Annotated in this window: 12 protein-coding genes; 5 read left to right on the forward strand and 7 right to left on the reverse strand. The window is 74.4% G+C overall.

Annotation, left to right across the window (positions count from 1 at the left end):
- The 6 genes from Q0L54_RS00560 to Q0L54_RS00585 form a co-directional block, all read right to left on the reverse strand.
- Window positions 1-185: hypothetical protein (locus Q0L54_RS00560; protein WP_296664530.1), on the reverse strand; the 185-nt coding region annotated here is incomplete at its 3' end.
- The gene (locus Q0L54_RS00565; protein ID WP_296664532.1) at window positions 182-427 is read right to left on the reverse strand and encodes a V-type ATP synthase subunit F; all 246 of its coding nucleotides are present in this window, start codon (window positions 425-427) and stop codon (window positions 182-184) included. The genes Q0L54_RS00560 and Q0L54_RS00565, both read right to left, overlap by 4 nt.
- Window positions 424-849: an ATP synthase subunit C gene (locus tag Q0L54_RS00570; RefSeq protein WP_296664534.1), complete on the reverse strand. Its 426-nt coding sequence runs from the start codon at window positions 847-849 to the stop codon at window positions 424-426. Before Q0L54_RS00570 ends, Q0L54_RS00565 begins: the two co-directional genes overlap by 4 nt.
- Window positions 850-852: 3 nt before the next feature.
- Window positions 853-2,157, reverse strand: coding sequence for a V-type ATPase 116kDa subunit family protein (locus Q0L54_RS00575; RefSeq protein ID WP_296664537.1), 1,305 nt, complete (start codon window positions 2,155-2,157; stop codon window positions 853-855).
- Entirely contained in the window at window positions 2,144-3,067 is a 924-nt protein-coding gene (locus Q0L54_RS00580; protein WP_296664539.1) for a hypothetical protein, read from the reverse strand. Before Q0L54_RS00580 ends, Q0L54_RS00575 begins: the two co-directional genes overlap by 14 nt.
- A complete protein-coding gene (locus tag Q0L54_RS00585) occupies window positions 3,064-3,495 on the reverse strand; it encodes a hypothetical protein (RefSeq protein WP_296664541.1) in 432 nt (143 codons plus the stop codon). Before Q0L54_RS00585 ends, Q0L54_RS00580 begins: the two co-directional genes overlap by 4 nt.
- A gap of 233 nt (window positions 3,496-3,728) precedes the next feature.
- Between Q0L54_RS00585 and Q0L54_RS00590 the strand changes: the two genes are divergently transcribed.
- Window positions 3,729-5,024 carry an ROK family protein gene (locus Q0L54_RS00590; RefSeq protein ID WP_296664542.1) on the forward strand — a complete coding sequence of 432 codons (1,296 nt, stop codon included), beginning with the start codon at window positions 3,729-3,731 and terminating at the stop codon, window positions 5,022-5,024.
- Window positions 5,025-5,057: 33 nt separating this feature from the next.
- Here the strand turns inward: Q0L54_RS00590 and Q0L54_RS00595 are convergent, their stop codons facing one another.
- On the reverse strand, window positions 5,058-5,624 hold the full coding sequence (locus Q0L54_RS00595; protein ID WP_296664544.1) for a hypothetical protein: 567 nt from the start codon (window positions 5,622-5,624) through the stop codon (window positions 5,058-5,060).
- A gap of 423 nt (window positions 5,625-6,047) precedes the next feature.
- Here Q0L54_RS00595 and Q0L54_RS00600 point away from each other — a divergent pair, with 423 nt between their 5' ends.
- The 4 genes from Q0L54_RS00600 to Q0L54_RS00615 all read left to right on the forward strand — a co-directional run bounded on the left by Q0L54_RS00600 (window position 6,048) and on the right by Q0L54_RS00615 (window position 14,273).
- On the forward strand, window positions 6,048-6,947 hold the full coding sequence (locus tag Q0L54_RS00600; protein ID WP_296664546.1) for an NAD(P)-dependent oxidoreductase: 900 nt from the start codon (window positions 6,048-6,050) through the stop codon (window positions 6,945-6,947).
- 133 nt (window positions 6,948-7,080) lie between these two features.
- Window positions 7,081-8,382 (forward strand): nitrate/nitrite transporter, encoded by a 1,302-nt coding sequence (locus Q0L54_RS00605; protein WP_296664548.1) that lies wholly within the window; start codon window positions 7,081-7,083, stop codon window positions 8,380-8,382.
- A 113-nt stretch (window positions 8,383-8,495) separates the two neighbouring features.
- Window positions 8,496-9,860 (forward strand): nitrate/nitrite transporter, encoded by a 1,365-nt coding sequence (locus tag Q0L54_RS00610; protein ID WP_296664550.1) that lies wholly within the window; start codon window positions 8,496-8,498, stop codon window positions 9,858-9,860.
- Window positions 9,861-10,052: 192 nt separating this feature from the next.
- Window positions 10,053-14,273 carry a hypothetical protein gene (locus Q0L54_RS00615; protein WP_296664552.1) on the forward strand — a complete coding sequence of 1,407 codons (4,221 nt, stop codon included), beginning with the start codon at window positions 10,053-10,055 and terminating at the stop codon, window positions 14,271-14,273.
- The last annotated feature ends 5 nt before the right edge of the window (window positions 14,274-14,278 follow it).

Genomic DNA, 14,278 nt, shown 5'->3' on the forward strand with positions numbered 1-14,278 from the left:
GCGGCGCCCGCCTCGGCGGCGCGGGTGCCGATGGCGTCCGCGTCGCGGCTCGCATCGAGGAGCAGAGCCTCCGCGCGCCGCGAGGCGTCCTGGTCCAGGGTGCGCGCCGCGGACGTCGCCCGCGCGAGGATCTCCTGGCGCAGCGGGAGCAACGACTCGGCCGATCCGGGAGGCAGCGGTCTCATGACGGAAGCACCACCGTGAGCGGCGCCCCGGCGTCGTCGATGAGGTCGCCCAGCGCGGCCGCGGCGGTCTCGCTGAGGACCACGAGGCCCACGCCGCGCTCGAGCGATTCCCAGGCGGTCCGCATCGCCGCCGGGTCCTCGGCCGCCGCGACTCGTGCCCCGGCCAGCGCGAACGCGCCGACGTATCGGCGTTCGCCGAGTGCGACGACGACGCCCTGCGCGCGGCCGGCCGGATCGTTCATGCCTTGCCGATGAGGATGATCGCGATGATGAGCCCGTAGATGGCGATGCCTTCCGCGAGCCCCACCACCACCATGGCGCGGCCGAACATCTCCGGCCGCTCGCTCATCGCCGCGAGGGCTGCGGAGCCCGTGTAGGCCACGGCGATCGCGGCGCCTACGGACGATCCGACCACGGCGATGGCCGCGGCCATCAGGGCCCACCCCGAGGAGCTGCTCGCCGCGGTGTCGGTGGCCACCGCCGCGGCAGGCGTCGCGGCGCTCGCCGAGGGTGCGGTGACGAGGATCAGAATGGCGCTCGCGATCACGGCGAGATTCGCGCCGATGATGGCGACGATGCCCGCCTTGGGACGCCGTCGCACGAACAGAATCGCGGCGACCGCGACGAGCGCGATCACGGGAAGGGCCAGCAACCAGGTGGTCATGGGTCACTCCTTTCGATACGACTCAAGCGGCGGGGTGCCGGGCGGCACCGCGCCGTCGGGGACGGGGGGCCGCCAGGGACGGAACGCCCGTCCCTCGCCCACGAAGACCCGCGAGAACAGCTCGTAGTACTCGAGGCGCAGCGCCTGCACGCCGGCGACCAGCGCCTCGAGCCCGAAGGTCACCACGTTGCCCACGACGAAGACGAGCACCGCGGCGACGGCTCCCCACCCCGGAGACCACAGGGCCGTGGTTCCCGACCAGACCACCGCGAGAAGGGCGGCGTGGGTGAGCCCGAACGCCGCGAGGCGCGCGAAGGAGACCACGTTCGAGCCGAGCCGGCTCACGCTGTCGACCGATTCGATCCCCGCCTGCAGATACGCGGTCGCGCCGCCCCCCGCGCTCGACACGACGCCGATGAAGATGAGCACCACCGCGGCCAGCGCCAGCACGGCGCCGACGACCACGAGGGGCAGGAGGGAGGCGACCAGTCCCCAGGTGAGCAGGCCCACGCCGGCGAAGAGCCCCGATCCCGCCAGGCCCGAGCGCTCGTACAGCGCGTAAGCCCATCCGCCCTCGCGGACGCGGTTGACGCTTCCGGTCACATAGGAGCCCGCGAGCAGCACGGCGCCGAGCGCGATCGCCGCGACGAGCAGCGGCACGGGATCGACCATGGGGTCGAGCCACAGCACGGGGACCAGCCCGGTGGGCCCGAAAGCCTCGCCGTACAGCGCGCCGAACACCATCGCGGCGAGGCCCGCGAGGGTGACGAACAGCCATGCCCGCCGCACCCGACGGAGCGGCGCGATCCACCCGGCCCGCATCGCCAGGCCCACGCCGACGAGCAGCGCGCCGTGCCCGACGTCGCCGAACATCATGCCGAACATCAGGATGTAGGCGAAGGCCGCGAGGCGCGCGGGATCGACGTCCGCATAGGGAACCACGCCATAGGTGTCGACCAGCGCGCGGGACGTGCCCCCCGTGCCGTGCGCCATCAGCGTGGGCGGCTGCTCGCCGACGGGCGTCCGCACGGGCACCACGGCGCCGCCGAACGGCGCGAGCGCCTCGGTCAGGCGCGCGTGCTCGTGGCGCGGCATCCACCCCACCCAGCCCACGAGCCGGTCGTGCGCGACGCCGGCGGCCGCGGCGCGGCGGAACTCGTCGGCGGTGTCGGCGCCCGCGGACGCCAGGTCGAGCTCGACCACGCCCGCGCGTGCCACGGCCTCGAGGGCGCGCTCGCGATCCTCGTCGAGCGCCACGATCGCGACTCGCTCCATCGGCACCGGGCCGGCATGCTCAGGACGCGGCATCGAGCACCTCCCACGCGGCTCGGCCGGATTCGACCGCCGCCACGGCGGCCTGGATGCGCCACGCATCGGCCGCGAGCAGCGCGAGGCCCGCCGCGACCACCTCCGCGCTCGGTGTTCCCGAGCGCAGCAGCGCCGTCGCCTCGGCCTCCATCAGGCCGTACAGATGCGACTCGGCCCGCCACAGCTCGTGCGGCGCGCTCACTCCGGCGAACACCTCCCGCGCCTCCCGCGGCAGCGCCGCGACGAACCCGGGGAGGTCCTCGACGGGTTCCCATCCCGATCCGAGCAGCGGCCGCAGCCGCCGGCGCAGCTCCGCGCACGGCTCCGCCAGGTCCACGAAGCGCACGCGCGCCGCGATCAGCGCCGCGTGGCGTGACGCGGAAGGAGCGGTGACGGGGACCTCGCGCGCGACGGTGGCAAGCCACGTGGCCGACAGCACGTCGGCGAGCTGGCCCTGGCCGTCCGCTGGCGCCTCGCCCCAGCCCGTGGCCGCGAGGAGCTCGCGGAGGACCTCGGGGCTCTCGGCGTGCCGCACCAGGCCCCACGAGGTGTCGAGCGCGCCGAGCGCGTACGGACTTTCGAGGCGGCCGCCCTCGAGCTCCCGCAGGCGCATCAGGATGTTGTCGCGCTCGAACTCCATGGCCGCGGCCCGGAGGATCTTGGTCTCGCGGGGGGGAGTCCAGCCGGCGAGGACCCGGTACTGCCACAGCAGCGTCTCCCGGGTGGCGCGCTGGAGGCCGCCGGGGGTGGTCGGGTCCGTGACCCGGGACCCGTAGCTCCAGTGGGAGAAGAGCTCGCCCACCTCGGCCAGCGATCCGGCCGCCGCCACGCGAGCGGCTCCCGCGGGTCCGGCGCGGCCCGCCGCCAGCGCCCTGACCCGCACCGTGGCCGCGACCCACGCGGCGCTCATGATCGCGTCCGCAGGGAGTCGAGAAGGCGGTCGACCACCAGGCGCGAGGTTTCGTCGACGCGGGGCGTGCGTGCCGCGAGGAGGTCATCGACGCCGGTGCGGGCCTCACTGATCACGCGCTCGTCCTCCTCGGAGGCCGCCGCGAGCACCTCGGCGGCGGCGGCCGCCTCGCGGGCGGGCGCCTCCGTGCGGGCACGGGCGACCAGGGCCGACGCGCGAGCGTGCGCCTGGTCGACCCGGGCCGTGGCCCGCGCCTGCGCGTCCGCCTCGATCTGCCGTGCGGCGGCTAGATCCGCGTCGATCGCGGCGAACACGGGAGCGAGTTCAAGGGCCGCGCCCGTCCGCTCCGCGACATGCTCGGCAGACTCCGCCGCCCCGCCCGGCGCGGCCACGGGGCGGAAGCGGTCCAGGATCTCCTGCCAACGCATGTCTCTTCCTCGAGCCCGCGGCGACCTGGGCACTCCAGCCGCCCCATCACCTTCGAATCTACTCCCGTCGCCGCCGCGAGCGTCGGGCAGAACGTCCCGTGCGAAGCCCCTGCTGCGGCGCCTCTGCGGCACCGTGGGAGTCGGTTCCGGACGGGCCGTTCCCGCACGCCTCGGCGCGCCGCCCCACCGGGCCCGTGCGCGCCGCCCGGGTCGAGCGCGCGTACCCTGCGCACATGGGACTCGTGCCGGAGATCGGCCGCGATGGCGCGGTGCGGGTCGCCGCCCGCCTGCCCGGCGATGCGGCCGCGGACCCCTCGACGCTGCGCTCGCACAACCTTGGAATCGTGATGCGGATGCTGCGCGATCGCGGCACGCTGTCGCGCAAGGACATCGAGCACGCCACGGGCATGGTGCCGGCCTCCGTGACCAACCTGTTGGCCGATCTCTCATCGCGCGGCCTGGTGCGGGACCTGCGGGCCGGGTCCGGCGAGACGCGCGGACGGGGCCGCCCGCGCGTCATGGTCGAGCTGGTCCCCGACCGGTGCCTGGCCCTCGCGGTGCGTATCGAGCGCACGCGTGTCACGGGTGAGCTCCACTCGAGCACGGGGCACCTGCTGGATTCGTCGTCGCGGCGGGTCGAGCTGGGCTGGGGACAGCCCGGCGACGTCGCGCACGCCATCGCGGCGCTGGTGGCGCGCGCCGAGGGGATCGCCGCCGACCACGCTGGAGTGCTGCTCGCCGCGGTGGTCACCGTGCCGGGGCCCGTGGGGCACGACAACCGCGTCGCCGACTCCGCCGACTTCGGGTGGGGTCACCTCCAGCTGGTCGACCTGATCCGCGCCGCCGGCGCGTCGCGGTCGCTGCCCATCGAGGTGGTCAACGACGCCAACGCGGCCGCGCTCGCCGAGTACGCGTCGCTCACGCTCCCGCGCCCCGACGTCATGCTGTACCTCGAGGGCGGGAGCGGCGTGGGCGGTGGCGTCATCGCGGATGGCCGGATCCTCATGGGCGCTCGTGGCTTCGGAGGCGAGCTCGGGCACGTCACCGTGGACTGGCGCGGGCGGATGTGCCGGTGCGGGTCGAACGGGTGCCTCGAGGCGTACATCGGACCCGAGGGCCTGCTCGCCTCCGCGAGGCTCACCGAGCTCGCGGAGTCCATCGGCCGCGACGCGGCCATGGACGAGTTCAGGGCGCGCCTCGACCGCGGGGAGAAGCGGGTGGTCGACGTGGCGCTGCGCGCGGGGGACATCCTGGGCGCGGGCGTGCGGTCGATCTACGACGTGGTGAACCCCTCCGCCATCGTGCTCGGCGGCTACCTCGCGGGGATGCGGCGCTGGCTCGAGCCCGGCATCCAGCTGCAGCTCGCGCCGCGCACGGAGCGGCTGGCGCCGCTGACCATCGAATCGGGCCGCCTGGGCCGTCGCGCCGGCCTCGCCGGCGCCGCGCGCCACGGTCTGCTGGCCTTCTTCGACGACCCGACGATGGTCCCGCCGGTGCGGCGCGAGGGGGCGTCGGCCGAGGGCGCGTGACCACGAGGATCTCGCGGCGCCGGGCGCCCGCGGTTACGCGCGCGCGAGCCTCACGAGCCGCATCGTCGCGTCGTCGTAGTAGCAGGTCTGCATCCACAGCCCGCCGGCGAGCACGGTCGCCGAGGCGCCCTTGCTGACCCGCAGGGTCTTCGTGACCACGTAGGTACCCGCGCCGTGCCCCGAGAGCCGCACGGTGTCGCCCACCTGCATCCCGAGCACGACGTCGCCGCCGCAGTGGTTGTGGGACGAGACCACGCGCCCGTAGGACCCGAAGTCCTCCCAGACCCACCCCGCGCACAGGTCGAGCGCCGCCTGGTGACCCGCGAGATTGACGCCGAACGAGTAGCCGCCGCCGGTCGCGGGGGCCGCGGCGGGCTCGGGCTCGGGCTCCTCGATGGACACCTTCGGGGTGTCGAAGTCGAACGGGGCGTCCGCGGCGACGGCGATCGCCGGCACCACGTCCGCGAGATCCGCCATCCCGATGGGCGCGGCCGGAACGGGGGCCGCCGCGGCGGGCAGGGAGGCGAGCGCGACGCACCACGCAGCCACGGCCGCCGCGGCGAGAGCCGCTCGCGTGGCCGAGGTGCGGATCGATGACATGCGGGTTCGTTCCTCCGGGAGGGCAAGTGTTGGGGGGTGGGGGAGTCGGCGTCGACTGGTGCGATCGTGACAAAACGCCGCGCGAGGTTGCGACGGTTTGTGAGGGTTTTCACAGGTGTGAGGCGTGTCACACCTGCGCTCGCCATGCGGGTCACACGGACGCTGCGGTGATCGTCGTCGAGATTCTCGACAGCCTTGCTACCGTGGCTCCGGACGCGTTCTCGAACGCAACGGCGCGACCGGAGAGGAGCCTCTGATGCCGATCCCGGGGCGATCTGCCGCAGTCCAGGGGGCGCGGGATATGGAGACTGTGGTCCTCTCCCACCCGCCGCGACCCCGGCTTACGCGCCCGGTGCCGGCTCCCGACGCGCCGCTGGGCAAGCGTCCGAGCGGGGGCGCGCGCACGTGACGGGGGACGATGCGATGGCAGGGGTGTCGCCCCGAGTCGCCCTCGTGGGCCTCGGCGAGGTGGGCCGGGTGTTCGCCGAGGATCTGCGCGCCGCCGGGATCCCCGTGATCGGCGCATGGGACACGGCGTTTCACGACTCGGACAGCACGGCGAGCCGGAACGCCAGAGAGCTGGGCATCGTGCCCGCGGCGAGCGCCGCGGAGGCGGTCTCCGGCGCCGCCCTCGTGGTCAGCGCGGTGACCGCGATGAACTGCGTGCCCGCCGCATCGGCCGCCGCCGGCGCCATCTCGCCCGGCGCATGGTTCTTCGATCTCAACTCCAGCTCGCCCGGCCACAAGATCGAGGCGCAGGGCATCATCGACGGCGCGGGGGGACGGTACGTCGAGGCGGCGCTGATGTCGCCCATCGAGCCTCGGCGCCTGACCTCGCCGTTCCTGCTGGGCGGGCCGCACGCCGCGGACTTCGGCGTCGCCGCCCCCGCGCTCGGGCTCACCGAGGCGAGAGTGGGCGCCAGCGAGGTGGGCGTCGCCGCCGCGACCAAGCTCTGCCGCTCGGTGGTGGTGAAGGGTCTCGAGGCGCTGCTCTCGGAGTCCCTGCTCACGGCCCGGCACTACGGCGTCGACCGCGAGGTGATCGCCTCGCTGTCGAACATCCTGCCCGAGGCGGACTGGGAGCGGATCGCCGGCTACTTCATGTCCCGCTCGCTGCAGCACGGCGTGCGGCGCGCGGAGGAGATGGAAGAGGCCGCGGCCACGGTCGCCGAAGCCGGCGTGACCCCGTGGATGTCGACCGCAGCGGTCGAGCGTCAGCGCTGGGCGGCACAGTGGGGAGACGTGCTCCCGCAGGAGTCCACGCCCGCGCTGGTCGACGCCGTCCGTGCCGCCGCGGGTCTCGACGGGAAGGATTCCGCGTGATCGTCGACCGACACGGGGTGCGCCAGGGTGTCCGATCCGAAGCCGCGCGCCCCGTCAGAGCGAGGGGACGATGCGGGGGCCGGTCCGCGGGATACTAGGCGGGCGGGAGCGCCCCTCCCCGCCGAGGAGAGCTATGACCACGCCCGATCGCGCGAGCCGCCAGGCGTGGCTGGTCTACCTGGCGGCGGTGACGGCCTACTTCATCGCGGTGGTGCACCGTACCGCGCTGGGCGTCGCCGGCACCGAGGCGATCGAGCGGTTCGGGCTGCAGGCCACCGGCTTGGCGATGTTCTCGGTGATTCAGATCGCTGCGTACGCCGCGATGCAGATCCCCGCCGGACGGCTCATCGACCGGCTGGGCGCCCGCCCCGTGATGACCGCGGGACTCGTGCTCATGGCGGCGGGGCAGCTGCTGCTCGCGGTCACCGAGTCGGTGCCGATCGCTCTGGTGGCGCGGCTGCTCATCGGTGCCGGCGACGCGCCCATCTTCATCGGCGCCATGCGGCTGATCGTCTACTGGTTCCCGCCGCGCCGGGTGCCGATGCTGGTCCAGGTCACCGGACTGATCGGACAGGCCGGCCAACTCGCGACGGCCATCCCGGTCGCGGCGCTCCTGCACGCGGCGGGCTGGACCACCACCTTCGCGACGCTCGCGGGCGTGGGCACCGCGATCGCGTTCGTCGCGTCGATCGGCCTGCGCTCGCCCCCGAACCGCGAGCGGCCCGCCGCCAGCGAGCGGATGTGGACCGCGGTGCGTGCCGCCACCCGGCCGCACGGCACCCGGCTGGGCTTCTGGACCCACTTCGTCACGCTGTTCCCGCTCAACACGCTGGCGCTGCTGTGGGGCGTGCCGTTCTTCATCATGGGTCAGGGCCGCACGCCCGCGGAGGCGAGTCTGCTGCTGACCGTCCTCACCCTCGCCGCCATGGCCGGCGGCCCGGTGGTGGGCTACCTGACCTCGCGTCATCCGCTGCGGCGCAGCTGGATCGTGCTCGGCTCGGCGGTGGCGACCGCGGTCGCCTTCGGAGGCCTGCTGGCCTTCTCGACGCCGCGGCCGATGTGGCAGCTGGCGCTGGTGGTCGTGGTGGTGGGCGTGGGCGGTCCCGTCTCGGCGGTGGGCATGGACTTCGCTCGCACCTTCAGCGATGCGGAGCGGCTCGGCACCGCGAGCGGCTTCGTCAACGTGGGCGGCTTCTCCGCGACCATCCTGAGCGTGATGTCGGTGGGCTTGGTGCTCCAGATCGTCGCGCCCGCGGGCGCGACGGTCTACAGCCTCGACGAGTTCCGCATCGCCTTCGCCGTCCTGTTGGTGCCCTGGGTGGTGGGCGTCACGGGGGTGATCCGCAGCAGGCGCCGGGCACGGGAGGACATGGCCCGCGCGGGCGTGGTGGTGCCGCGGATGCGCGACGCGCTCCGCCGCGGTCGTCGGCGCTGACCGGCCCTCGCCGCCCCTGCCTGGGTCCGAGGTCCGGCGCGCAGCGCCCCTGCGGCCCGTAGCGTGGCCCCACCGCCGCAGCCTCCTTCGCAGTGCCCGTCTCAAGGAACGCCATGACCGCAGCACCGCCTCGCGCGACCGCGCCGCGCGGCGCCTGGCTCGCCCTCGCGGCGGGCATCGCGCTCTACTTCGTCGCGGTGGTCAACCGCACGGCGCTGGGGGTCGCGGGCGTCCAGGCGCTCGATCGGTTCGGGATCCAGGCCACGTGGCTGTCGATCCTCGCCGTCGCCCAGCTCGCGACGTACGCGGCGCTGCAGCTGCCCGCCGGGGCGCTGCTCGACCGGTGGGGCCCGCGACGCATCATGGTGGGCGGCGCCCTGCTGATGGCAGCGGGCACCGGGCTGCTCGCGATCACCACGAGCCTGCCCGTGGCGATCGTCGCGCGCATGCTGATCGGCGCCGGCGACGCGCCCATCTTCATCTCCGCGTGCCGGCTCATCCCGCAGTGGTTCCCCGCGCGCCGCGTGCCGGTGCTGGTGCAGGTGACCGGCTTCGCGGGACAGGCCGGACAGCTCGCCACGGCGATTCCCGTCGCGTGGCTCCTGCACGAGCAGGGGTGGGGCACCGCGTTCGCCGTCCTCGCCGCGCTGACCGCTGCCGTGGCGATGACGGCCGCGGCGGGGATCCGCGCGCCGCACGTGGTCGCCGCACCGGCGGCCACGTCGTCCGCCGCATCGTCGACCCCGACGCCCGCCGCATCGTCCCCCGCCCCACCGCAGCCCCGGCTCGGCCCCGCGATCCGCGCCGCCACCCGCCCCGCGGGCACCCGCCTGGGATTCTGGACCCACTTCGTGTCGCTGTTCTCCGCCAACACCGTGGCGCTCCTGTGGGGGGTGCCGTTCTTCATCACCGCGCAGGGCCGCACGCTCGCCGAGGCGAGCCTGCTGCTCACGCTCGTCACCGCCTCCAAGATGGTGGCCGGGCCGCTCGCCGGCCTCTACACGGCGCGGCATCCGCTGCGGCGCAGCTGGCTGGTGCTCGCCTCCGCGGTCGCGACCGCCGTCGCCTGGGTGGCGATCCTCGCGCCGTCGAGCCCGCGCCCGCTGTGGCAGCTGGGCGCCTTCATGGTGGTGATCGGTGCCGGCGGGCCGGTGTCGCTCATCGCGATGGACTATGCGCGCACCTTCAGCGCTGAGGAGCGGCTGGGGACCGCCACGGGCTTCGTCAACGTCGGGGGCTTCGTGTCCACGATCGTGTCGATACTGCTGGTAGGCGCGGCGTTGCAGCTGGTCGCGCCCGGCACCTCGACGTACGCGCTCGACGACTACCGGATCGCCTTCGCGACGCTCCTGATCCCGTGGATCGTGGGCGTGGGAGGCGTGTTGCGCAACCGGCGGCTGGCGCGCGCCGACATGGCCGCGGAGGGCGTCCTGGTGCCGCCGCTGCGGGAGGCGATCCGGCGCGGTCGGCGCCCGTGAAAGTCGAGTTGACGCGGAGGCCTCCGGGGCCGCACAATCCTGCCAACAGTGCGTGTCGGCTGCAAAAGTCGGCGCGCACTGTCTCACGTCCCGGCGGAATCGGGCGAGGCGGCACGATGCGGCGCACCAAGGCCGCTCGACGGGGCGGCGTGGTGCGTCGAGGCGTCGGGGACCGGCCGATACCGTAGGACAGTGGTCGACTACATCGGGCGCGCCCTTGTGGCGGAGGCTCTGCGCGAATGGAGGGAGCAGCTCCAGCAGTCGGCGACCGTGTCGCCGCTGAGGGATCTGGCCCTGAGCGAGACCACCACCGTGGACCTGCGTGGATCGCACCCCGGAGGCCTCGCGCCACTGTTCGCCGGCCGGCCCACCGCGCTTGCCTCCCTGCTGCGCGACCCCGAGCACCATGGCCAGGCGCTGCATCGCATGCGGCTCATCCGCGAGTCCTCCGACAGGATCAAGGCCGCGACGGGCGTGTGGACGGCGGCCATCGTGATCGGTGCAGTGTCCTGGACGGAGAATGGGCGCCGCCGCGAGATGCCGTTGGTGATGCGTCCCGTGCACTTCGAGCCCGCTCGGCAGGGCGACGTGCTCCTGACGATGCTCGACGAGGTCTCCGTCAACCCCGTGTTCCTCACGGAGGCGCGTGCCCGCGGCGCGGACGCGGGCCTGGCCTCTCTCACCCCCAGCGCCGGCGCCGGCGTCGAGTTCGACCCCCGCCCGCTGTGGCAGCGCGTCCGCGCGTTGGGGGAGGCGTTCCCGGATGTCCAGGTCGCGGACAGCCTCTTCGTGGGCTCGTTCGACGACCCCGAGCAGCGCCTCGTCGACGATCTCGACGACATGGACGCGGTGATCGGCGCGTCCGACATCCTTGCCGCGACGGCGGGTGACGGGGATGCGCAGGCCCTGCTCGCCCAGCCGCTGCCCGCGTTCCCCCTGGGAGACCGCGACCCGTTCGCCGAGCGCGGCGTGGGCGACCTGGATGACGTGGAGTTCGCGGCGCTCGACCTCATCGCCACCGGACGTTCGGTGTTCCTGCAGGCTCCGCCCGGATCCGACCCCATCGGCACCGTCGCGGCCGTGGTCGCCGACGCGGCCGCCTCGGGCCGTGCGGTGATGGCCGTGGGCGGCACCGAGCACGCCGTGCGCGCGGTGGCCCGGCGCCTCGACCGCGTCGGGGCGTCCGATGCCTACGTCTCCGGCGCGGTGGCGTCCTGGAACGAGACCGCGCGGCGGAGGCTCCTCACCTCGATGACCATGGGCGTCGACGACGTCGAGGACCAGCACCTGCGCGAGGCCGGCGAGCACCTGCTCACGGCCCGCCACGAGCTCCAGCAGCGCCTCGACGCCCTGCATCGTTCGCATCGTCCCTGGGACGTCAGCGCCTACGAGGCCGTCCAGGCGGTGGTGCGCCTGATCTCCGGCGACCGCACGCCCAGCACTCAGGTGCGCCTGGGCGCGGAGGCCGCCGCGCTGGTCGCGGAGCACGGATTCGCCTCCGTCGCCCACGCCATCGTCGAGCGGCTTCAGCCCGCGCAGCCCGAGCCGGAGCCCGCGGAGGAGCCGGCCGAACCCGAGGTCACCCTGGTCCCGTGGTGGTCCGACGTGACGAACGATGCGGCGGAGGGTGCCGGCCTCGACGAGGCGCTGGCGACGCTCGTGGTGCGCCACCTGCCCAAGATGCGCGCCGAGGCGCAGATCGCGTCCCACGAGACGGGCATGGACGAGGCGCCCACGATCACCGCCTGGGCGGATCAGGTGGGACTGTTCACGGACCTGCGCGCCACCCTCGAGATCTTCTCGCCGGCGGTGTTCCATCGGTCCTTGCACGACCTGGTGGCGGCCACCGCGCCGCCAGGATCGCCGCAGGCGGGCGAGCTGGCACGGCGGGACCGGCGGGCGCTGCGGCGCCGCGCCGTCGAGCTGCTGCGCCCCGGCCGCACCAAGGATCAGCTGCACGAGAACCTGGTGGCGGCGCACGCGCAGGCCCTGCGATGGCGCGCACACTGCTCGGCCGGCGGGTGGCCGTTGGTGCCCGACGACTTCGACCTGTACGCGGACCGCATCGAGAATGCGCTGCGCCTGTGGTCCCGCATCGCGGGGCCCGTGTCGCAGGTCGCGGGGGAGGAAGACCTCCTCGACCAGCCGTGGGATCGCGTCCGGGAGGTGCTCGAGCGCCTCGCCGAGGGTGTGCCCGGCACGCTCGAATCCGGCGACGACGTGCCCGTGGAGCGGGACCTCGAGACGTCGGGCCTGGGCCCGCTCATCGACGAGCTGCGCGAGAACGATGCGACGCCCGAGCAGGTGCGTCGGGATCTCGAGTTCGCGTGGTGGGCCTCCGCGTTCGACGCGATCGTGACTGCGGACCCTCGCCTCACGGAGGAGGGCGCACTCGGGCGCGTGGTGGAGGAGTTCCTGCATCGCGACCGCGAGTTCGGCGAGTCACGCGTGGGGCCGCTCATGCGCGCGGTCGCGGAGCGCCGCCGGATCGCGATCGCCCGGCACCCCGACTTCGCGCGAGACCTGTTCGCCACGCTGGTCGAAGGAGCCGATGCGCCGTATCGCGACCTGTGGCGGGACTTCCAGCCGCTCGTCTCCGCGCTGCGACCCGTGACCTTGGCGACGGCCGAGCAGGTGTCGCGGCTCGCGCCCGCGTCGAGGTGCGTCGACCTCGCCGTGGTGTTCGGCTCGGAGTCGCTGGCGCTCGCGGAGACCGTCCCCACGCTCGCGCGAGCGCGCCAGGTGGTGGTGATCGGCGACGCCGAGGCCGCGACGCGCAGCGCGGTGTCCATGTTCGCCACGCTGCTGCCGCGCGTGACCCTGCACGCCCTGCCGCAGCCGCGTGATCCGCGCGTCACCGGGGTGCTCGGGGCGATCGCCTACGGCCGTGCGCTCAGTTCGCTGCCGTCCGCGGGCGAGCCGGACGCGCTGGCCGTCACGGTGCTCGACGCGGCGGGCACGCCCGTCGCTGGGGCGCGAGCCGTCGAATCCACGCGCGCCGAGGTCGCTGCCGTGATCGAGCACGCCGACCGCCTGGTCCACTCCATGCCGCGGCGCACCCTCGCCGTCGTGGCGGGCAACGAGCTGCACGCCGCGCGGGTGCGCGACGCGCTCGAGGAGCGCGGCGCCAGGGTCGCGGAGTCGGTTTCCGTGGTCACGCTGGGCAACGCCGCGGGCCTCGACGAGGACGAGGTCATCGTCACCCTGGGGTACGCGCGCGACGCCCACGGCACCCTCCCGGCCCGCCTGGGTGTGCTCTCGGAGGAGGGCGGTGCGCAGGCGCTCGCCCAGGCGATCGTCGCGAGCCACGAGCGGCTCACGGTGATCACCTCACTCGACGCCGATCAGCTCGCCGCCATCGCCGAGGGTGCCGACCTCGAGGGTGTCGAGGGCCTTCGCGACCTGCTCCTCGCCGCGGGGACCGCGCCCGTGCCGGCCGAGCGCCCCGAACCCGCGCCCGGTGACTGGCTGCTGGCGGACATCGCCACCCGGCTGCGCACCGAGGGCTACGCCGTTCACGTGCGCTACGGCTCAGGCTCCGATGCCATTCCGCTGGTGGTGGGTGGGCGCCACGACCGCGGCTACCGCGTCGCGGTGGTCACCGACGAGGCGTCACGCACCGGCCTCTCGAGCATGCGCGATCGGATGCGCCACCAGTACGCCAGCCTCGAGGCGCTGGGCTGGACCGTGGTGTCGCTGTGGACCCTCGACGTCTTCATGGATCCCGACGCCGCGGTCGCCGCGATCGTCGAGGCGGTCGAGGGGCAGCGCGAGCCGGTGGTGTGGGAGCAGCCGTCGCTCGACCTGGGCGTCGAGACCTCGCAGATCCGGGTGCCCGCGGAGGACGTCTTCGACGTGGACGCGGTCGCGGACGTCACCGGAGCCATCCCGGAGCTGCGGGCGGAGGGCGAGCACGAGCTCGCCGACGTCGCGCCCCAGGCGGCGCCGCCAGTAGAGGCGCCGGACGTGACCCTGGGGATCTCCGTCATGCTCGCCGAGCAGATCTTGGTGGACAAGCACTCGACCCGGGCGAAGCAGTTGCGCGACGAGCTCGACGCGGAGGAGGCGGCCCGGGCCTCGGCCACGGCGAGGCCGGAGCCCGAGCCGAAGGCGGAGGCTGACCCCGAAGCCGAAGCCGAACCCGAGCCCGAGCCCGAGCCCGAGCCCGAGCCCGAGCCCGAGCCCGAGGCCGAGCCCGAGGTCGAGGTCGAGGCCGTCGAGGACGATGCCGCTGACACCGACACCGACGCCGACGCCCTGCCGTCGCCGCCGCCCTTGCGCCCCGCCGCCCAGGGCTCGGGCCGGCCGCTGATCCCGACGCGCGCGCGCGAGGACCTGGAGGAGGGCTGGGGCGGGTCGCGGGGCTCGAGCCGCGACGAGGAGATCAAGCGGGAGCGCCCGCCGCACTGGTGAGCGGC

The sequence above is a fragment of the Demequina sp. genome, from assembly GCF_024642165.1.
Lineage (GTDB): Bacteria > Actinomycetota > Actinomycetes > Actinomycetales > Demequinaceae > Demequina.

What these genes read in the sequence shown, in the direction of transcription:
- Q0L54_RS00565 (WP_296664532.1), bottom strand. Translation starts at nt 427, where the DNA reads ATGAACGATCCGGCCGGCCGCGCGCAGGGCGTCGTCGTCGCACTCGGC.
- Q0L54_RS00570 (WP_296664534.1), bottom strand. Translation starts at nt 849, where the DNA reads ATGACCACCTGGTTGCTGGCCCTTCCCGTGATCGCGCTCGTCGCGGTC.
- Q0L54_RS00575 (WP_296664537.1), bottom strand. Translation starts at nt 2,157, where the DNA reads ATGCCGCGTCCTGAGCATGCCGGCCCGGTGCCGATGGAGCGAGTCGCG.
- Q0L54_RS00580 (WP_296664539.1), bottom strand. Translation starts at nt 3,067, where the DNA reads ATGAGCGCCGCGTGGGTCGCGGCCACGGTGCGGGTCAGGGCGCTGGCG.
- Q0L54_RS00585 (WP_296664541.1), bottom strand. Translation starts at nt 3,495, where the DNA reads ATGCGTTGGCAGGAGATCCTGGACCGCTTCCGCCCCGTGGCCGCGCCG.
- Q0L54_RS00590 (WP_296664542.1), top strand. Translation starts at nt 3,729, where the DNA reads ATGGGACTCGTGCCGGAGATCGGCCGCGATGGCGCGGTGCGGGTCGCC.
- Q0L54_RS00595 (WP_296664544.1), bottom strand. Translation starts at nt 5,624, where the DNA reads ATGTCATCGATCCGCACCTCGGCCACGCGAGCGGCTCTCGCCGCGGCG.
- Q0L54_RS00600 (WP_296664546.1), top strand. Translation starts at nt 6,048, where the DNA reads ATGGCAGGGGTGTCGCCCCGAGTCGCCCTCGTGGGCCTCGGCGAGGTG.
- Q0L54_RS00605 (WP_296664548.1), top strand. Translation starts at nt 7,081, where the DNA reads ATGACCACGCCCGATCGCGCGAGCCGCCAGGCGTGGCTGGTCTACCTG.
- Q0L54_RS00610 (WP_296664550.1), top strand. Translation starts at nt 8,496, where the DNA reads ATGACCGCAGCACCGCCTCGCGCGACCGCGCCGCGCGGCGCCTGGCTC.